This window comes from Acinetobacter lwoffii, from assembly GCF_022809915.1.
Classification (GTDB): Bacteria; Pseudomonadota; Gammaproteobacteria; order Pseudomonadales; family Moraxellaceae; genus Acinetobacter; species Acinetobacter lwoffii_M.
On sequence record NZ_JALGQY010000024.1, the window covers coordinates 33,648 to 51,990 of the forward strand.

An 18,343-nucleotide genomic window follows, 5' to 3' on the forward strand; every position below is an offset into this window, starting at 1 on the left:
GCTAGGCAAAATAAAGTAATTTTGGACCGATTTTTAGATATGGAACGGGTTCATTTAGGTTTTAAAAAGCCAAGTTGAGTAAGCCAAATCGACTCTAAGAAAGGGTTTATGTATAGAGATTACCAACTCGGGAGAATACCTGAAATCTGGAGTGAATCTATCGTTATAAAAATGATCTGCATCAGAACTTCTAAAATAATTTTTGAATAGGAAAGTGAGGTAGAAAGACGTTCTTTATACGATGAGAAGTTTGCATGCAGTTAACGACACTAGGTGAAAACTGGATCAGTCAAAGTGGTATTTAAAGATGCGTGTAATAAAAACAGATCGAATACTTTAGGTGGATGCGACTAAAAAATAATAAATCGCCTATTCAGAAGATCCAATATCTCAAAAATAAATAAAAAGCTGCTAAAACTAAATTTTAAATTTTCAATAGCTTATAAGAAACTTGGTCTAATACGCTAAATAATACGTGAATAATATTGCTTCAAGCATCTAGAAAGCCTGATCAGAGATGTGGATAACTCTAAAGTTATCCATAATTTTTATGTGAATAAGATAGTATTTTTCCGCAAGCTTTAATCCACGTATTAATTCTTTATTTTAAATTCAAATTTAAACCCTCTTGGCTTGTGGATAAATGGTTTTAAATTTAAAATAGCATTTTAAATTTAAAAGGGATTTGGCGATATATTGCTAGTATGACCAGACTATTCCTTGGATTGGTTTTAAAATAAAAAAATTATTATAAATTATATGCTTGAAAATATAGTGTAGTTTCTCTAATCATTGGCGTGGAACATATTTTTAATTAAAAATTCAGGATGTAGCTAAACTACATAATTAATTTAACAATCAAGTGAACTTTCATTTTTATTTCAGAATCATACTTTTATCGATTTTTGCTTAACTTTTTTATTTCTCATTTTTGAGTTATTTCTTGATTTCATTATTGAAAATCGGGAACTTCTTTCATTACTCAATAGAAAAGAGGGAGGGGGTTGCTGAAATCTTATTGCTTAAAACAGGAAAAGGAGAATTGATAAAATGACAATGAAAAATAAAAAAGCGCCTGACGACGCTTTTTTTTTAATCATATTTATGGCGTTAGAATGACTTTACGGCAGTCTTCTTCCTTTTTATCAAAAATACGGTAACCTTCCGCAGCATCTTCCAGTTTCATGCGATGGGTAATAATCAGATCTGGAGACAGATCTCCATTTTCAATATGTTCTAGCAACTGCGGCAAGTAGTTATGTACATGGGTTTGCCCCATTTTAAAGGTTAAACCTTTGTCAAAGGCATCACCAAACAGGAAGCCATGAATTGGACCGGCATAAACTCCAGGTACACTCACCACACCGCCGCGGCGGACCGCTGCAATACATTGTCTTAGCGCTGAACCACTCGAACCTTCTAATTTCAGGTTGGTCATTACGGTTTCCAGCATGCTGCCTTTGGCTTCAAAACCGACCGCATCAATGACGGCATCGACTCCACGATAACCCGTGGTATTTTGAATAATAAATTCAGCGGCATCGACTTCATCAAAATTGACCGGAATCACCCCATAGGTTTGATGTGCGAAACGCAAACGGTAAGGATGGTGATCGACCATAAAGATCTGCTCGGCACCGAGCATCCGTGCGCAGGCAGCAGCCAGAAGACCGACCGGGCCAGCGCCATAAATGGCGACACTGGAACCTCGACCGACTTGGGCATTGTTTACTGCTTGCCACGCGGTTGGCAGAATATCGGTCAGGAATAATACTTTTTCATCAGGCAGGGAACCTGGTACTTTAAATGGTCCGACATTGCCCTTGGGAATCCGCACATATTCGGCCTGACCACCCGGTATACCCCCATACAGATGGCTAAAGCCAAATAAAGCTGCACCTGGTGGAATCTGTTTTTTATTGAGAATTGCACCACGGCCAGTATTGGTATTTTCACAGGCAGCCATGAGTTCATGTTCACAGAAAAAACAGTGACCGCATGCAATCACAAAGGGAATAATCACCCGGTCACCTTTTTTGACTTCGGTTACTTCAGGGCCGACTTCTTCTACAATTCCCATAAATTCATGGCCGAAAATATCACCGTCTTCAGTAGCTGGGATTTTGCCCCGGTATAAATGCAGATCTGAGCCACAGATGGCGGTGGCTGTCACCCTTAAAATAACGTCATCTGGTTCCTGAATCACTGGATCTGGAACGGATTCAACTCGTACATCCCGAGCACCATGATAGGTAAGAGCACGCATGCGGATTTCCTCTCTCTAGTTCAACATTAAACAGACTCGTAGCAAGGCTGCCAAAAATTAAAAAACACTTGTATTAGAGCCTTAGGAGGAAACAGTGTGCTGTAAATTAATGTATGAAATAAGGCATTCAACTGTTTAAAAAATAAACTTATATAGGGTTTACGTAATTCGTGACCTTATGTGTCGAATGAATAGAAAAGAACGGGATTAAAGAAACATCTAGACGTAAATGAAAAAATATAAAGATGAAAAGGTAAGAGAAAATATTAAAAATAGTGAATAAAAAAGAGATGAGCAACGCTGGTTACTCATCTTTCTTATCTTGAATCTTACTAAAAGGGATTTAGAACGACTGTTCCAGACTTTCCAGTTCCATCATCAGTTCCAGCATCTGTTCTTCGGCTGTTTCCAGTTTGGCTTTTAGCTCGGTTTGCTCATTCATCAGTTTCAGCAAATCATTTTTACGTGATGCTTCGTATAAAGCACTGTCACCCAGCAGGTTTTCAATTTCAATCAGTCGCGGCTGTAGTTTGGCCATCTGTGCTTCGCATTTTTCAATATTCTTGCGAATCGGACGACTTAGTTCCCGCTGGCGAGCAGCTTCCTTACGTTGTGCTTCCTTGTCCAGTTTGGAAATAGTCGGTTTGACTTCAACTTGGGATTTCACCGGTTCTGCTGGCTTTTGCCCATTTTTAATCATCTCAATACGGGCTTGGCGTAACCAGTCAGCATAGGCAGTAAGATCACCATCAAACTCACGGCATTGACCATTATGTACCAGTAGCAGTTCATCACAGACGCTGGCGATGAGCTGACGTTCATGCGAAACTAGAACTACCGCGCCCTGAAAATCTTGTAAAGCCATAGTCAGTGCATGACGCATATCCAGGTCTAAATGGTTGGTCGGCTCATCCAGAATCAGTACATTCGGACGCTGCCAAACAATCAGTGCTAGGGCCAAACGTGCACGTTCACCGCCTGAGAAGCTTTCGCTTGGCGTATCCATACGTTCGCCACTAAAACCGAAACTACCCAAGAAGGAGCGTAGACTGGCTTCACTGATTTTTTTATCTGCGATACGTGCCAGCTGTAACATTGGGCTGGCATTACCATCCAGTGCATCCATTTGATGCTGGGCAAAATAACCAATATTCAGTAGCTCTGAATCTTTACGCAGGCCCTGAATCAGTTTCAGGTCACCGACCAGCGATTTAATCAGCGTGGATTTACCTGCACCATTCATCCCAAGCAAACCGATCCGGCTGTTGGGCGTGATCTGTAAATTTACATTGGTAATAATCAGCTTGTCGCCATAACCAATATCGGCATGTTCCAGTTGCAATAACGGCGAACTCATTTTGGTCGGTTCGCGGAAACTGAAAGTAAATGGTGTATCGACATGGGCAGCAGATAGTTCCTGCATACGTTCCAGCTGTTTGATCCGGCTCTGTGCCTGTTTGGCTTTGGTCGCTTGTGCTTTAAAACGGTCAATATATTTTTGCAGATGCGCGCGGGTTTCCAGCTGCTTTTCATACGCCTGTTGCTGCTGCGCTAAACGCTCACTACGGGTGCGCTCAAAAGTCGAATAGTTACCGGTATATAAAATCAGTTCCTGATTTTCGATATGTAAAATGTGATCGGTAATCGCATCGAGGAAGTCCCGGTCATGCGAAATCAGTACCAGCGTACCTTCATAGGCTTTCAGCCAGTCTTCGAGCCAGAGAATTGCGTCCAGGTCCAGATGGTTGGTTGGTTCATCGAGGAGCAGTAAGTCTGATCGGCTCATCAGGGTACGTGCCAGATTCAAACGCATACGCCAGCCACCGGAAAAACTTGAAACATCCAGCTGTGATTGATGTTCAAAGAAGCCCAGACCCGCCATCAGCTGCGAGGCTTTGGCAGGAGCAGAATAACCTGAAATTTCATCAAAACGGCCATATAAATGAGCCAGTTCTGCATCATCCAGTTGATCCGGTTGATCGAGTTTCTGCTGAATATCCCAGTATTCTTCATCGCCCGACAAGACGAAATCAATGGCTTTCATATTCAGTGCTTTGATTTCCTGAGCCATATGCGCTACGGTCCATACCGCAGGTCGGGTCAGCGAACCGGTGTCCGATTCCATGCCGCCGAGCAAGGCTGAAAACAGGGTTGATTTTCCAGCACCATTGACACCGGTTAGGCCAATTTTCCATCCTGGGTGTAACTGCATCGACGCTTTTTGAAATAAAACACGTCCACCGCGACGTATAGATAACTGGTCTAACTGAATCATTGAGAAATCAAAGCTAAGAAATAAGATGCGCCTATTCTAAAGGAAAGCCCTGTGAAAATGAAAAATCTTACCGTTTTTGCTGAAATGAGTGTGCTTTTCACCTCTGTCAATTGATCTAGGGTGGACGCATAAGTTGAGTAAAAGCTCTATTTTATGCATGAACAGTGGTTTATAGTTCAGGCTGATGGAGCAAAAAATACCATAGAGTCAAATAAAAATGAAAAAGGGATATTTAATTTTGTCGGCACTGGGTCTTTTAGTGTCGACTTCAACTCAAGCCAGAGTGAATGTCTGTGTTTTTGATTTGCTGGGGAAATCTGGTGAGTCTTACAAGCTGCTGGAGGAATGGGCAATGGCAGCAAAAGGCTGGGGTGCCGAAATTCAGCTAAACGCCTATCAGGATGAAGCCAAGGTCGATCAGGATGTCAAAGCAGGAAAATGTGATGCTTTCTATATGACTTCGATGCGTGCCCGCGCCTATAATAAATTTGCCGGATCGATTGATGCGATTGGCGGCGTGCCGAATAATGACATTGCCATGAAAGCCATCAGCTATGTACTGGATAAACGCAATAGCAAACGCCTGATCACCCAGATTGGCAAAGAAAAATTCGAAGTGGCGGGTATTGGTCAGATTGGCCCAGCCTATATTTTTGTTCGTGATCGTACTCTAAATAAACTGGAACAGGTCAAAGGCAAGAAATTTGCCGTGCTGCATTATGACTATGCGCAAAAAATCATGGTCGACCGGATTGAAGCCGTACCGGTCATGTCAGAAATTTCCAATTTTATTCGTAAGTTTAATCAGGGCGAAGTGGATATTGTCGCTGCACCGGCTTATGCATTTAAACCACTGGAATTACAGAAAGGACTAGGCCGTCAAGGCGCAATGATTAATTTTCCGGTAATTAATGTCACTGCCGATCTGATTATTCGTCAGGAAAAGTTCCCGGCAAGCTTTGCCGCACAATCCCGAAACTGGTTTGTAAAACAGTTACCGCGCAGCTTTGCCATGGTCAAGCGCATGGAAGCTGAGATTCCAAGCAAATATATTTTGAATCTAAGCCGTGAAGACCGCGTGGCCTATCAAAAGATTTTGCGTGATGGGCGGATCGATTTAACCCGGCAGGGGATTTATGATCAGGGCATGATGAATGTATTGAAACGCGCGCGTTGTACAGTTGAACGAACCAATTTTGAGTGTTCGATTGGTGGTGAATAAATCTGAAATCATGTATATCTTTGTAACTATATCTGGGTAAATGTAATTATAAGAAAGCAGTTTTAAATATTAAGATATTGATATTTAAATATATATTTAAAAATAATCTATGCAAATAATACTGATTTATCTTTATAGGCCAAAATGCCGGTTTTAAATGGAGTAAATGCTCTATTTTTTTTAATTAAACTTGCTTAATATTTGTCCCGTGTATGGACACTCAGCGAATAACAAGATTTCAAAGGATAACTACAATGAAAAAAACACTCTTATCATTGGCTGCATTCTCTGCATTTGGTTTTGCAAGTGCGGCGCATGCAGAAAAAGTCGATATCTGTGTGTTTGACTTACTGGGTAAATCCGGTGAGTCTTTCCAGATGGCGCAAGAATGGGCACTGGCTGCAAAAGGCTGGGGCGCAGAAATCAATCTGATTGCCCGTCAGGATGAAGCGGTTGCCGACAATGACTTCAAGGCCGGTAAATGTGATGGTGTGTTTATGACAGCCATGCGTGCCCGTCAATACAATAAATTTGCCGGTTCTATTGATGCACTGGGCGGTGCACCAAGTAATGCCATTGCCCAGCGTGCGATCAGTTTTGCTCTGGACAAACGTAATGCAGCGAAAATGGTCAGTAATATGGGCGGCAAAAAATACGAAATTGCCGGTATTTCACCGTTGGGTTCAGCATTTATTTTTGTTCGTGACAAGAATATCAATTCGATTGAAAAAGCCGCAGGGAAGAAATTCGCCGTACTCGGCTATGACGATGCCCAGAAAATCATGGTACAGCGCGTCGGTGCGCAGGCAGTGATCTCCGATGTTTCTAACTTTGTCGCCAAATTTAACAATGGTCAGGTGGATATGGTCGGTGCACCTGCTTATGCCTACAAGCCATTAGAAATCTATAAAGGTCTGGGTAACAACGGCGCAATGTTTAATTTCCCAGTGCTGCATGTCACCTCTGATTTTGTGATTCGTCCGGAAAAATTCCCCGCAGGTTTTGGACAGAAATCGCGTGACTGGTTTATCAAAAACCTGCCAAAGAGCATGGGGATGATCAGCCGTCTGGAAGCGGGTATTCCGTCGAAATATAAAATGAATCTGAGCGCTGAAGATAAAACCAAGTATCAGAAAATGTTACGTGATGGCCGGATGGATATGACCAAACGCGGAATCTATGATGCCAGCATGATGTCGGTCTTAAAACGTGCACGCTGTTCTGTCGATAAGGCCAACTTTGAATGTTCAACTGCTGGCGAATAATCTGATTTTTAAAGAAAAAAGCTTAGATTGATCTAGGCTTTTTTTATGGCTGAACCAGGTCAGATCTGCCATTGTGCAGCGAATAAAATAGCTTAAGCTTGAGCTAAATATTAAATTCGCATGTTTTATATAAAAAACAATCACATGTGACTAAAAGTGCAATAACAAAAACAAGCGATAAGGAAATGAGGATGATGCATAGAGGATGGAAAGCACTGGCATTGGCTACGGCGACACTGACTGCTTCAGGTCTGGCACAAGCCAAACAGGTGATTTGCGTATTTGATCTGGTCGGTAAAAATGGTGATGTCTATAGTGTGATGAAAGACTATCAGTTGGTGGCCAAAAACTGGGGTGCAGATATCGAACTGCGAGTGAACACCAATGAAGCCGTAGTTGCAGAAGATTTTAAAGCTGGAAAATGTGACGGCATTAGTGTGACCGGGATGCGTGGCCGTCAGTTTAATAATTTTACTGGTTCACTTGATGCCATTGGCGCAATTCCAGATCTGAATCTGGCAGTTAAAGTGATGCAGGGACTGACCAGTCCAACCTTTGCCAAACATATGCTGCAAGGCAAATATGAAGTGGTCGGTGTCATTCCTGTAGGTGATGCTTTTCTGTTAGTGAACGACCGCAGTATTAATACCGTTGCCAAAGCAGCCGGTAAAAAAATTGCCGTACTTGATTATGATGAAGCACAAAAAATCATGGTTCAGCAGATCGGTGCACAAGCGGTGAGTGCCGATGTCACCAATTTTGGTGCCAAGTTTAACAATGGCCAGGTGGATATTATTGGTGCACCAGCAGCAGTATTTAAACCGCTGGAATTACATAAAGGTCTGGGTAGCAAAGGCGCGATTGTGAATTATCCGGTGTTGCAGGTCACTGGTAATATCATTATCCGTCCAGATAAATTTCCGGCAGGTTATGGACAAAAATCACGTGAATGGGTGAGAAGTCAGTTACCGCGTGCCTTTGGTATTTTGGGGAAAATGAAAGCGGACATTCCAGCAAAATACTGGATGGATATTCCTGCTGCAGACAAACCGGGTTACCAGAAAATGATGCGGGATTCCCGAATTGACCTGACCAAACGCGGTGTTTATGACAAACGTATGATGAAATTGTTATGGCAATTCCGCTGCAAACAGAACCCGAAAAACTTTGAATGTGCCTTACAGGATGAGAACTACAAATAATCCTGATAAAATTACTCTGATTTGACTTTTAATCTGTAGAGACTGACCATATATTGAGTGTGCTATACTTAAACGTGGTCTTTTCTTTTTAAAGACATTCCATTCAACAGAGGAATCCGCCATGAATGCCCAAGCGCTTGTGCTCACCGACAATGCCGCAAATAAAGTACGCCAGTTGCGTGACAGTGAAGGTAACCAAGACTTAATGCTCCGTGTCTATGTGACCGGTGGCGGCTGTTCAGGTTTCTCTTATGGCTTTAATTTTGCAGAAAGCCAGAATGAAGATGATGCAGAATTTGCCAATGGCGATGTTAAAGTCCTGGTCGATTCATTGAGTTATCAATATCTGGTCGGTTCGGTGGTAGATTATTTAGAAGGTCTGGAAGGTTCACGTTTTGTGGTACAAAACCCGAATGCGACCACGACCTGTGGTTGTGGATCTTCATTCTCGATCTAAATCCATGCACAAAAAAAAAGTCCTCTCAATGAGGACTTTTTTATATCTGGAAGAACGTTTAGCTATCCAGTTTTACCGCTTCAAGCAGGTCAAAGATCACGGTAGTGACATCCTGACTCAACTCGCGGTTATTGAAAATTTCATAGGCGCTAATGGTAATGTCGGTATCGCTTGGCAACAGACGCTGTTCTTCTTCGATCAGGTCATTGATCGGTAATAAGGTCTGTTTGATTTCCAGATGCAGAATATCTTTATATTCCAGATTTTCATCGTCGAGTTCAATCAGTTGTTCATTGAAATAAGGCAGCAAAATCGAATGAAGATAGGGTTGGATGTCCTCGATATCAAAGATTTCGATATCACGGGTTTCATCAATCGTACTAATGTGGTCATTTACTTCAATTAAAATATGGTAGTAACTCACACGAATCTCCAAAGATGGCCTGAACAATGTAGCCAATCACAATAACATGAAATCAGAATAGAGTGTTTTTTATAATACTTATACACTTAAATTAATTAGGGAATTCAAGCTGATCACTTAACGGTTATAAAGCAAGGTCTTGTCTGCAGGTCGCAGCTGGAAGTGTTGCAGATTCTGTTTACCCAGCACCGGATACATCAGTGCTTCCGGGTCATTATGGTGATACAGCCCCAAGGCATGTCCGAGTTCATGTGCCAGAGTCAGACGGAGATCATCTTCTGCATCAAACTGATAGACATGAATTTGATCACCCATAAACACGCCTTTATGAAATTCGCGGGCAGGGAAACGCTGTTGGGCTTGAATGATATTCTGCTGATGGTTTTGCAGACCATGTTGATGCATGGAAACATTCATATTAAAGGAACTTTGCTGTTCCTGAAGGTACTGAAGTTCCCGTTGAAAACTTTCCGATTTGCGCTGTAAAGCCAAAACCTCATATTCAATCTGCTCATGTTCATAAGCAGATAAATTTGGCTGACGGCGTCGTTGCTGTAAGGCCTGAAATTCACTATTCATCTGATCTCTTTGCTGGATCAGGCGTTGCTGCTGACTTTCCAGATGCTGATGGGATGCTTCCAGATTTTTGACCTGACGTTGATACTTGGCGTCATCTGCCAGCAACTGTTTTTCGACTTTCTTCAAGGCATCATAGTCTTGCTGGCGTTGATCATAGATCAGGTGAATACTCAGCCTGGCATTTTCATCATAGACCATCAAATCATCACGATTGCTTCCCTGATGCCAGATTTCGATCGCTTCCTTGCTCAGTTGAATGACTTGATCTTTACTTAGTCCAAAGCCTGAATCGACCTGATCAATTCGGAAACGTAAGCGTGTATCGAAAGGATGCGTCAAGCGATAAGCCAGCGAGTTATAGCGCAGTTGAGGATGGGTTTGGGCCTGCATATGTAGATAGGCAGACATGATCAATCCCACTACGAGCAGACAGAGCAGAAGACGCATATTTTTTATTTAAATGTCTATTTTTTAAAAATATAGCTTAATTTTAATGCCTTTCCCATGCTTATTTGCATCATCCTTCAGCTTTTGGATAAAGCCCTAATTCGGCCAAAGCCTGCTGCAAAATTTCAAGGCGGATCGCCGGATCTATACCATTTTGCATCTGCATATTGAGTGAAAATGCCACGATTTCAGCCTGCGGTGTTTCAACCCAGCCGGTGAGCCAGCCGACTTGCGGTTCCACATCCATGCCCCAACCGGATTTGACATATAGTCGATAAGCTTTCCGCTCCTGTAAAAATAACATGGCTTTGACTTGTTGCTGGACTTGAGGATCAAAGGCCAGTTGCTCTCGGGCCAACGCAGAAACAAATTGGACTTCCTGTTTTGGAGTAACTTTCAAAGGGCCTACCAGCCAGAAGTTATCGACCTGTTGACCAATCTGCTGATTACCAAATTGGATGCGTTGTACTTCCTGTTGCATCAATTCAAGGCCAATGCGACGTGCCAGTTCCTGATACACGGGTACAGCAGAAGCTTGCATGGCTTCGCCGAGAGTCATGTCTTTTTCCCAGGCTGCAAAACTGCGTTTCTTGCCATCCCATTTAAAAATTTCATTGGTTGTGGCTTTGCCATGTTGCAGGCCAATCAGGGCATTGAGCATTTTAAAAGTAGAGGCGGGAACATATTCGGTATCTGCACGGCTTAAATCATTACCATAAACCTGTATCTGTTGACCACGCTGAATCACTAGAACACCCGCGCTTTGCGCCTGATCAAATAATTGGGCAATGGCTTGAGTCGATTGAGTCGAAGTGCTTTGAGATAGGAGAGATGAAACGGGCAGGCTACACGCTGTCAGGCCCAAGCAACTAAGTAAAGGCAGCAAAATCAGAATTCTCATGGGTTCAGGGTATTTTAATGTTGGATTTAACTTAAACAGCTTTTCCTGAAAATACGATCAAATTTTAGTAATTTTTATTTTATTCTTTTAAGTCGAGACATAAAAAAACCGCGCTTTCGCGCGGTTTTTTCAGTTAAAGCGACAAATTATTTTTTGTCATCTTTTACTTCAGTGAACTCAGCATCTACAACGCCGTCATCCACTTTTTGAGCTTGACCTTCGCCGCCTTGGAATGCGTTTGGATCAAAACCTTGCGCACCGCCTTGGCCTTGAGCTGCTTCATATGCACGTTGTGTAATTGGCATGATGATGTTTTGCAGCGCTTCAGTTTTCGCTTTGATGTCTTCAACGTCATTTTCTTTAGTTGCAGCTTCAAGCTCAGAAACCGCAGTTTCGATTGCAGTTTTTTCGTCTGCAGTCACTTGCTCGCCAAGATCTTTCACTGCTTTTTGTGAAGAAGCAACTAAAGCATCCGCTTCGTTACGAGCTTTTGCAAGCTCTTCAAACTTACGGTCTTCTTCAGCATTCGCTTCAGCATCTTTGATCATTGCTTCGATTTCAGCATCAGACAAACCTGAGTTTGCTTTAATCTGGATCGATTGCTCTTTACCAGTGCTCTTGTCTTTCGCAGATACTTTCAAGATACCATCAGCGTTGATGTCGAAAGATACTTCAATTTGTGGCACACCACGTGGCGCAGGTGGAATGTCGCCTAACTGGAAGTTACCTAACAGTTTGTTTTGCTGCGCCATTTTACGTTCACCTTGATAAACTGAAATGTCTACAGCAGGCTGGTTGTCCGCAGCAGTTGAGAACACTTGAGATTTCTTCGCAGGAATCGTGGTGTTTTTCTCGATGATTGCAGTCAACACGCCACCCATGGTTTCAATACCAAGTGTCAACGGAGTTACGTCAAGTAAAAGTACGTCAGTTTTGTCACCTGAAAGTACCGCACCTTGAATCGCAGCACCCATTGCGACTGCTTCATCAGGGTTTACGTCTTTACGTGGCTCTTTACCGAAGAATTCTTGAACCTTCTGTTGAACCATTGGCATACGAGACTGACCACCCACCAGGATTACGTCAGAGATGTCAGAAGTCGAAAGACCTGCATCTTTAAGCGCAATACGGCAAGGTTCAATCGTACGAGCAACCAGGTCAGCAACTAGACCTTCAAGTTTTGCACGTGTTACGTTGATCACTAAGTGTTTAGGACCAGTCGCATCAGCAGTGATGTATGGAAGGTTGATTTCAGTTGCGTTTGAAGATGAAAGTTCGATCTTCGCTTTCTCAGCAGCTTCTTTTAAACGCTGTAACGCCAGTGGATCTTGTTTCAGGTTAAAGTTTTGTTCTTTCTTGAACTCTTCAACCAGGAACTCGATTAACGCGTTATCGAAGTCTTCACCACCTAGGAATGTATCACCGTTAGTCGACAATACTTCGATTTGCTGGTCGCCATCAAGGTCAGCAATTTCAATGATTGAAACGTCGAAAGTACCACCACCCAAGTCGTAAACCGCGATTTTACGGTCGCCTTCTTTTTTGTCCATACCGAACGCAAGTGCAGCAGCAGTTGGCTCGTTGATGATACGTTTAACTTCTAGACCTGCAATTTTACCTGCATCTTTAGTTGCTTGACGCTGTGCATCGTTGAAGTAAGCAGGAACAGTAATAACAGCTTCAGTTACGGTTTCGCCCAGGTAATCTTCAGCAGTTTTCTTCATCTTTTTCAAGATTTCAGCAGAAACCTGTTGTGGCGCCAATTTTTTGTCGTTGACATCAACCCAAGCATCACCGTTGTCAGCTTTGATGATTTTGTAAGGAACCAGACCGATATCTTTTTGTACCGCTTGGTCTTCATAACGACGACCGATCAAACGTTTGATCGCGAACAATGTATTTTTCGGATTCGTTACTGCTTGACGCTTTGCAGATTGACCTACCAGAATTTCGCCATCTTTATAGGCAATAATAGATGGAGTGGTACGCGCGCCTTCAGCGTTTTCGATTACTTTAACTTTGTCGCCTTCAAGTACTGCAACACATGAGTTTGTAGTACCTAAGTCAATACCAATGATTTTAGCCATTTGGATGTTTCCTCTAAAATTTTTTTGTGATTTACACTTGTTATCCGATATGAGAGCCGTTCGATTTTTTTCAAGTAAAATTTTTGAAAAATTTCACAAACTCCCGAATTTATTTGGCTTAAGCGCCGACCATCACCATGGCAGGACGCAATAAGCGACTGTTAAGCGTGTAGCCTTTTTGCAAAACAGTCCCAATTTCATTTGCTTTGGCATTTGGATCAATCCCGACTGCCTGATGCAGGTCAGCATTGAAACCGTTGTTGGTATCCACTGCCACAACCCCAAATTTCTCCAAGGTATGCAATAAAGATTTAAGGGTCAGTTCAACACCTTCACGCAATGGTGTTTGCTCTTCACCTGCAGCCACAATGGCACGTTCCAGATTGTCGACTGTTTCTAGAAGCTCTTTAGAGAACTTTTCCAGAACTGTATCTTTATGCTTTTCAGATTCACGCTGAATACGTTCAACACTTTTTTGTGCTTCATAGACTGCATTGGCGGTACGGGCTTTTTCTAACTTCAAGTCACCTTCAAGCTGCGCAATCTGCTCTTGTAAAGACTCAACGGAAACTTCAGCCTGCTCGGTTTCAGCTTGAGTTTGCGCTGTATCTTGTTCCGCTTGCTCTTGCTCAAGTTGTTGAGCTTGCTCGTTTTGCTCAGTCGCCATTGATTTACTCCGTTTAAATGGGTTCTTAAACATGTACAGTCCTTAGGCCTCAGTGTTCACTGCGTTTATGCTGAACTGCCATGGTTGTGAAGTTCTTGATTACCTAAAGAAATCGGGGCAGGGTGTAAAAATTCAAGCGTCGACCCAGATTAAATTTAAGATTTATGCAAAATACTGAATCCAGCGGACAGTAGAACGAGCTATTCAGAACATAACAGCAGGATGGGATGAGAATAAAATATACGGGCATCAGCAGCGATGAATCCGGATTTTGAGCTGAATAGATTTAATTCGCAAATAAATCCAAGAATTAATTATTTGAAAATCAATATAAAAAATGAATAATCGTATTTTTGAATCGAATTGATAATTTTAATCCGTTTTAAGTGTTGATAAAAAAATTACATCATACTTCTATTAACAGCGACCTTGTTCAGAGAAGAGAGCCGAACCAGGTTGCTGTTACCCTATTTTAAAGTTGCTTTTTTCAAGCTGAGCATCCCCGAGACTCAGCTTTTTTTTGCCTGTTTATTTATTAGATATAAAAACGATTAATATCTAAGCAATAAAGTCTTTCACAATAAATGAACTTTTGATTAATATTTATTCCAGATTCTATCGCTGTAGTTTCTTCTTATTTTGAAATGTGTTTTCGTGGCTTATCCTGTTCTCTAGATAAGCCTTTTTTTTGCCCAGAATTTACCTTTTTTGAATTTGTTTGAATGAGTTGTCTCTATTTTAGCGGTTTGTAAGATAAAACTTACAGTTTAGCGGGTGAATATCGGCTTCATGAGAGCAAGTTGATCCGATAGGATAACTTATATAGAGAACAGGATGTTCTGGTTGAATTGCTGAGAAGCATAGGCGAAGTGGAAGTTCGTTTAACATAACCCTCTGCAAAAGCCCTAAAGAAATTTTCTTTAGGGCTTTTGTCTATCTGGCAATTATCTTTTTTCATTTAAAAAGCCCAGTCTGGGCTTTTAGTGGAGAGGGTGATTCAAGTCTTAATCACGACGATCGCGTGAACGTTGTTCCTGATGGCGTCGGTTGTTATTCCAGCGTTGATTAGAACGGTTTTGCTGGACTTTTTTACTGCGTTGATCTTTTACACGTTTACGCTCCAGATCCTGACGACGTTTACGTTCTGCCTCTGCCTGTTTTTGCCGTTGCGTCATGATATTTTTACGTTGCTGTTCATGGCGCTGTCGTTCCAGTTGGCTTTTACGTCGATCCAGCTCTAACTGTCTTTTACGATCCTGCTCCCAATTGCGACGTTGTAATTCCTGTTTACGTCGATCCAGTTCAATACGTTTGCGTTGCTGTTCATATTCCCAGCGTTGCCGCTCATAGCGACGATCTTGTTCATAACGCCGGTCCAGTTCATAGCGACGGTCATAACGCTGATCATAGCGGCCATCATAATAGCCACCATCTCCAGGAAATGCGACGCAGCCTACAGCTAAAAATGCAGTCGCCAAAGACAAAGCTATAATTTTACTAGCCATAGGCATCCTCCAGATTTGTAATAAAAAATATACTTAAGCTCGCAAAAGTACGTCAAAAATAACCTTTAAACGATCAATGACATCTTTTATAAATGAGGGTAACGTATCGAGTAGAAGCTATATGTACATTGATATTAAGACTTATATAAGAATATGGTCACTGAAACGCTAATCGTGTAGAAACTATGAAGAATTAAGAGAATAAGGACTAAAAATAATGACTGTGAATCCTCCGGTTCTGAAAAGTGTGATGGAAAAGGGACAAGGGACGGCAGCGCGTATGCTGGACCGCTTACCTGGCATTGCACAGGAAGCATTAGTTAAGGCTCTGGATTATCCTCATGTTTATCCTGATTTAGATCCATTGGTTAAATGCCTGATGGCCATCCAGATAAAACAGGGGCATAGCAGTTTTATCAGTGAGGATCTGGCTCATTCGCGCACATTGTTTGATGCACGCATGAAAGCGATCGCGGCTAAACCAACTACTGTCAAAGTCATCGAAGAGCTGCGCCTGCCTTTGCAAAGTGGCAGCATCTTTGCCCGGCATTATCATCCAGCTCCACAAAAGAAGTTGCCGATGGTGATTTTTTATCATGGCGGTGCATTTATGGTGGGCGGTCTGGACAGCCATGATGAATTCTGTCGCTTGCTGGCAGTACATGCCAAAGTGCAGGTGCTAAGCGTGGCTTATCCGCTGACGCCAGAATTTAGCCCCTTGCAGATGGTACAGGTTTGTGAAGATGCCTTGGCTTGGGCACATCAGCATAGTAAGCAACTAAAAATCTATAAAAATCGTATTGCCGTAGCAGGGGACAGTGCGGGCGGAAATCTGGCTACTGTGGTGGCACAGCGCAGTGCAGGTAAATCTTATGCCGCACGAGCACAGCTTTTGCTTTATCCGGCGGTCGACTTTAAAAGTCGCCATCCTTCTTTTTATGCCTATAAAGATGGACTGGTACTTTCGGAACAGGATATTGATCTGGTGACCTTAATGTATGCCCAAACCCATCAGATTGAACTGGATGATCCGCTGATTTCACCCACCTATGGTGAATTGCAAAACTTGCCGCCAAGTTATGTGATTACTGCACGTCATGATGTCCTGCATGATGAAGGTTCAATCTATGCACATAAACTACGTCAGAATGGCGTGAGTGTTCATTATCATGAATATACCGATCAGGCACATGGTTTTATTAACCTGACGCCGATCTCCCGCCGTGCCAAAAAATATGTGATTGAGATCAGCAAAAATTTCCGCAAATTTTGGGACAAAAATAGTTAAATCCAAGGCATGAATGTAAAAAGGTGTTTCTCATGAAACACCTTTTTTGTAGATAGGTTTTTATCAGTTCTTATACTTTGCTGCTGATCTGCGCTTCAGGAAAGATCAGATTGAATTTGGGGACATAAAAGCTTTGCAGCAATTTGGCTTTGGAAAAATCTGGAAATATATTTTCGGCATCTTGCCATTCTACTTGCGAGAGTTTGGAGAGGTGACCGCGGAACTGTGGACTAAACTGAAAACGCTGCCCTTTCCAGGCTTGCTGGATTTTCAACATAGACGCTGGAATATGATGACTATTAATGTAGAACTGGCGTGCAGATTTAGTTTTCTTCAGCCGAATCGTCATATGCTGGTTTTGATGCTGAATCTGACACAGCACTTCCTGATCCTTTTCCTGCCATTCAAATTGCGCATGTTCTTTGGGAATGCCCCATAAATGCTGACCGTGTACCACAGACTCATAGGTAGACACATAAATTTTAGGAATCGAGCTGAGGCGCCGTTTACTAATTAAAGGATGATCTAGAATCAGTAACTCATCATAAGGGCCAATCGGCGAGGTGTGATAACGCACCAACAAGACTTGGACCATACGACCCAGCGGAGAAGGTGCGATCCGGAATTGTTTTGCTTGCTCGATAAAGCTTGGGGTCAACCAATAATTCAGAATAAAACTCTCACCCTGCAAACGCCAAGGTGGAAACTGGTGGATATTTTGCTCCTGTAATAATGCATGCTTCATTCTTATTCTCTTGTCTTTAGTCGGCAGGTCACTGCATTATGAGTTATAAAAGATTAATATATAGTCATTCACAACCATTACTTCTAAGTAGATGAGTTAATAAATGTTAAAGAAATCATTATGTGTCATCGCACTTGCTGCGGTCAGTCTGCCAAGCTTTGCTGCAAATACGATTATTGAGATGAAGACTTCATCTGGAAATATTGAAATTGAACTCTTCAATGACAAAGCCCCAATCTCGGCAAAGAACTTCGAAAGCTATGTAAAGAGCAACTTCTATAAGGACACGATTTTTCACCGCGTCATTCCAGGCTTTATGGTGCAGGGTGGTGGCTTTGATGTGAACATGCAAGAAAAAGCCAATACAAAAGCACCCATTAAAAACGAATCGTCGAATGGTCTGCAAAATAAACGCGGTACTTTAGCCATGGCCCGTACCAATCAGCCGGATTCTGCCCGAGCACAATTCTTTGTGAACCTGGTCGATAATGATTTCCTGGATCGTTCTGCTAGAAATGCCGGCTATACAGTCTTTGGTAAGGTCACTAAAGGTATGGATATCGTCGATCAGATTGCCAAAGTACCGACCCGAAACTATGGAATGCATCAAAATGTGCCGGTGAACCCTGTAAAAATCACCAGTGTGACGATTAAAGCACCAGTCGTAAAAAATTAGGCATAGAATAAAGCAGAAATATTTAATTTATATTTCTGTTTTAAAAATATGTACTTATGTAATGAATTGTATGGAATTGAACCAATTTGGTGCATAAAAATAAAACACTCGTGATTCCTGTGCGTTAAAAGCGCTTGCACGTGTAAGAAATTGCCCTATAATGAGCACATACCGACGAGATAGACGGAAACGAACGAAGCAGAATGGCGGAGTTGTTGAGTTTATCGAAGTCCAGCTTCTGGCACTGACGAGGTGTTAGAAAGATCATTAAGAGATTATGAAGAACAACTTGTGTGGATTTTTACTGGTTGATTGATCGAAATTATTTTCATTGATT

The 18,343-nt window shown here is 42.1% G+C and carries 15 protein-coding genes; 6 read left to right on the plus strand and 9 right to left on the minus strand.

What is annotated here, in order from left to right:
- Positions 1-1,102 precede the first annotated feature (1,102 nt).
- The gene (locus MTX11_RS12070) at positions 1,103-2,266 is read right to left on the minus strand and encodes a zinc-dependent alcohol dehydrogenase (RefSeq protein ID WP_001202407.1); all 1,164 of its coding nucleotides are present in this window, start codon (positions 2,264-2,266) and stop codon (positions 1,103-1,105) included.
- A gap of 343 nt (positions 2,267-2,609) precedes the next feature.
- A complete protein-coding gene (locus MTX11_RS12075; RefSeq protein WP_243475203.1) occupies positions 2,610-4,541 on the minus strand; it encodes an ATP-binding cassette domain-containing protein in 1,932 nt (643 codons plus the stop codon).
- 217 nt (positions 4,542-4,758) lie between these two features.
- Between MTX11_RS12075 and MTX11_RS12080 the strand changes: the two genes are divergently transcribed.
- The 4 genes from MTX11_RS12080 to erpA all read left to right on the plus strand — a co-directional run bounded on the left by MTX11_RS12080 (position 4,759) and on the right by erpA (position 8,687).
- Positions 4,759-5,763 carry a putative solute-binding protein gene (locus MTX11_RS12080; RefSeq protein ID WP_243475204.1) on the plus strand — a complete coding sequence of 335 codons (1,005 nt, stop codon included), beginning with the start codon at positions 4,759-4,761 and terminating at the stop codon, positions 5,761-5,763.
- A 254-nt stretch (positions 5,764-6,017) separates the two neighbouring features.
- Positions 6,018-7,028 (plus strand): putative solute-binding protein, encoded by a 1,011-nt coding sequence (locus MTX11_RS12085; RefSeq protein ID WP_243475205.1) that lies wholly within the window; start codon positions 6,018-6,020, stop codon positions 7,026-7,028.
- Positions 7,029-7,222: 194 nt separating this feature from the next.
- The gene (locus MTX11_RS12090) at positions 7,223-8,230 is read left to right on the plus strand and encodes a putative solute-binding protein (protein ID WP_243475213.1); all 1,008 of its coding nucleotides are present in this window, start codon (positions 7,223-7,225) and stop codon (positions 8,228-8,230) included.
- A gap of 121 nt (positions 8,231-8,351) precedes the next feature.
- Complete coding sequence (gene erpA / locus MTX11_RS12095; protein WP_004281944.1) at positions 8,352-8,687, plus strand: iron-sulfur cluster insertion protein ErpA; 336 nt, start codon at positions 8,352-8,354, stop codon at positions 8,685-8,687.
- 58 nt (positions 8,688-8,745) lie between these two features.
- Here the strand turns inward: erpA and MTX11_RS12100 are convergent, their stop codons facing one another.
- The 6 genes from MTX11_RS12100 to MTX11_RS12125 all read right to left on the minus strand — a co-directional run bounded on the left by MTX11_RS12100 (position 8,746) and on the right by MTX11_RS12125 (position 15,297).
- Positions 8,746-9,123 carry a hypothetical protein gene (locus tag MTX11_RS12100; RefSeq protein ID WP_016806936.1) on the minus strand — a complete coding sequence of 126 codons (378 nt, stop codon included), beginning with the start codon at positions 9,121-9,123 and terminating at the stop codon, positions 8,746-8,748.
- A 105-nt stretch (positions 9,124-9,228) separates the two neighbouring features.
- The gene (locus MTX11_RS12105) at positions 9,229-10,137 is read right to left on the minus strand and encodes a matrixin family metalloprotease (protein ID WP_243475206.1); all 909 of its coding nucleotides are present in this window, start codon (positions 10,135-10,137) and stop codon (positions 9,229-9,231) included.
- A gap of 70 nt (positions 10,138-10,207) precedes the next feature.
- The gene (gene blaOXA / locus MTX11_RS12110) at positions 10,208-11,038 is read right to left on the minus strand and encodes an OXA-134 family carbapenem-hydrolyzing class D beta-lactamase (RefSeq protein ID WP_243475207.1); all 831 of its coding nucleotides are present in this window, start codon (positions 11,036-11,038) and stop codon (positions 10,208-10,210) included.
- A 146-nt stretch (positions 11,039-11,184) separates the two neighbouring features.
- A complete protein-coding gene (dnaK, locus tag MTX11_RS12115) occupies positions 11,185-13,125 on the minus strand; it encodes a molecular chaperone DnaK (RefSeq protein ID WP_243475208.1) in 1,941 nt (646 codons plus the stop codon).
- Positions 13,126-13,243: 118 nt separating this feature from the next.
- Positions 13,244-13,792 carry a nucleotide exchange factor GrpE gene (gene grpE / locus MTX11_RS12120; RefSeq protein WP_004647116.1) on the minus strand — a complete coding sequence of 183 codons (549 nt, stop codon included), beginning with the start codon at positions 13,790-13,792 and terminating at the stop codon, positions 13,244-13,246.
- A 1,004-nt stretch (positions 13,793-14,796) separates the two neighbouring features.
- On the minus strand, positions 14,797-15,297 hold the full coding sequence (locus MTX11_RS12125; protein WP_243475209.1) for a cell envelope integrity TolA family protein: 501 nt from the start codon (positions 15,295-15,297) through the stop codon (positions 14,797-14,799).
- 217 nt (positions 15,298-15,514) lie between these two features.
- Between MTX11_RS12125 and MTX11_RS12130 the strand changes: the two genes are divergently transcribed.
- Complete coding sequence (locus tag MTX11_RS12130) at positions 15,515-16,585, plus strand: alpha/beta hydrolase (protein WP_004728955.1); 1,071 nt, start codon at positions 15,515-15,517, stop codon at positions 16,583-16,585.
- Positions 16,586-16,655: 70 nt separating this feature from the next.
- Here MTX11_RS12130 and MTX11_RS12135 read toward each other — a convergent pair whose 3' ends face one another.
- Positions 16,656-17,330, minus strand: coding sequence for an acetoacetate decarboxylase family protein (locus MTX11_RS12135; protein WP_243475210.1), 675 nt, complete (start codon positions 17,328-17,330; stop codon positions 16,656-16,658).
- Positions 17,331-17,433: 103 nt separating this feature from the next.
- Here MTX11_RS12135 and MTX11_RS12140 point away from each other — a divergent pair, with 103 nt between their 5' ends.
- Complete coding sequence (locus MTX11_RS12140; RefSeq protein WP_004728951.1) at positions 17,434-18,006, plus strand: peptidylprolyl isomerase A; 573 nt, start codon at positions 17,434-17,436, stop codon at positions 18,004-18,006.
- The last annotated feature ends 337 nt before the right edge of the window (positions 18,007-18,343 follow it).

Excerpts from the sequence above, each read along its gene's own strand:
- MTX11_RS12070 (WP_001202407.1), bottom strand. The coding sequence starts at position 2,266 with ATGCGTGCTCTTACCTATCATGGTGCTCGGGATGTACGAGTTGAATCC.
- MTX11_RS12075 (WP_243475203.1), bottom strand. The coding sequence starts at position 4,541 with ATGATTCAGTTAGACCAGTTATCTATACGTCGCGGTGGACGTGTTTTA.
- MTX11_RS12080 (WP_243475204.1), top strand. The coding sequence starts at position 4,759 with ATGAAAAAGGGATATTTAATTTTGTCGGCACTGGGTCTTTTAGTGTCG.
- MTX11_RS12085 (WP_243475205.1), top strand. The coding sequence starts at position 6,018 with ATGAAAAAAACACTCTTATCATTGGCTGCATTCTCTGCATTTGGTTTT.
- MTX11_RS12090 (WP_243475213.1), top strand. The coding sequence starts at position 7,223 with ATGCATAGAGGATGGAAAGCACTGGCATTGGCTACGGCGACACTGACT.
- erpA (WP_004281944.1), top strand. The coding sequence starts at position 8,352 with ATGAATGCCCAAGCGCTTGTGCTCACCGACAATGCCGCAAATAAAGTA.
- MTX11_RS12105 (WP_243475206.1), bottom strand. The coding sequence starts at position 10,137 with ATGCGTCTTCTGCTCTGTCTGCTCGTAGTGGGATTGATCATGTCTGCC.
- blaOXA (WP_243475207.1), bottom strand. The coding sequence starts at position 11,038 with ATGAGAATTCTGATTTTGCTGCCTTTACTTAGTTGCTTGGGCCTGACA.
- dnaK (WP_243475208.1), bottom strand. The coding sequence starts at position 13,125 with ATGGCTAAAATCATTGGTATTGACTTAGGTACTACAAACTCATGTGTT.
- grpE (WP_004647116.1), bottom strand. The coding sequence starts at position 13,792 with ATGGCGACTGAGCAAAACGAGCAAGCTCAACAACTTGAGCAAGAGCAA.
- MTX11_RS12125 (WP_243475209.1), bottom strand. The coding sequence starts at position 15,297 with ATGGCTAGTAAAATTATAGCTTTGTCTTTGGCGACTGCATTTTTAGCT.
- MTX11_RS12130 (WP_004728955.1), top strand. The coding sequence starts at position 15,515 with ATGACTGTGAATCCTCCGGTTCTGAAAAGTGTGATGGAAAAGGGACAA.
- MTX11_RS12135 (WP_243475210.1), bottom strand. The coding sequence starts at position 17,330 with ATGAAGCATGCATTATTACAGGAGCAAAATATCCACCAGTTTCCACCT.
- MTX11_RS12140 (WP_004728951.1), top strand. The coding sequence starts at position 17,434 with ATGTTAAAGAAATCATTATGTGTCATCGCACTTGCTGCGGTCAGTCTG.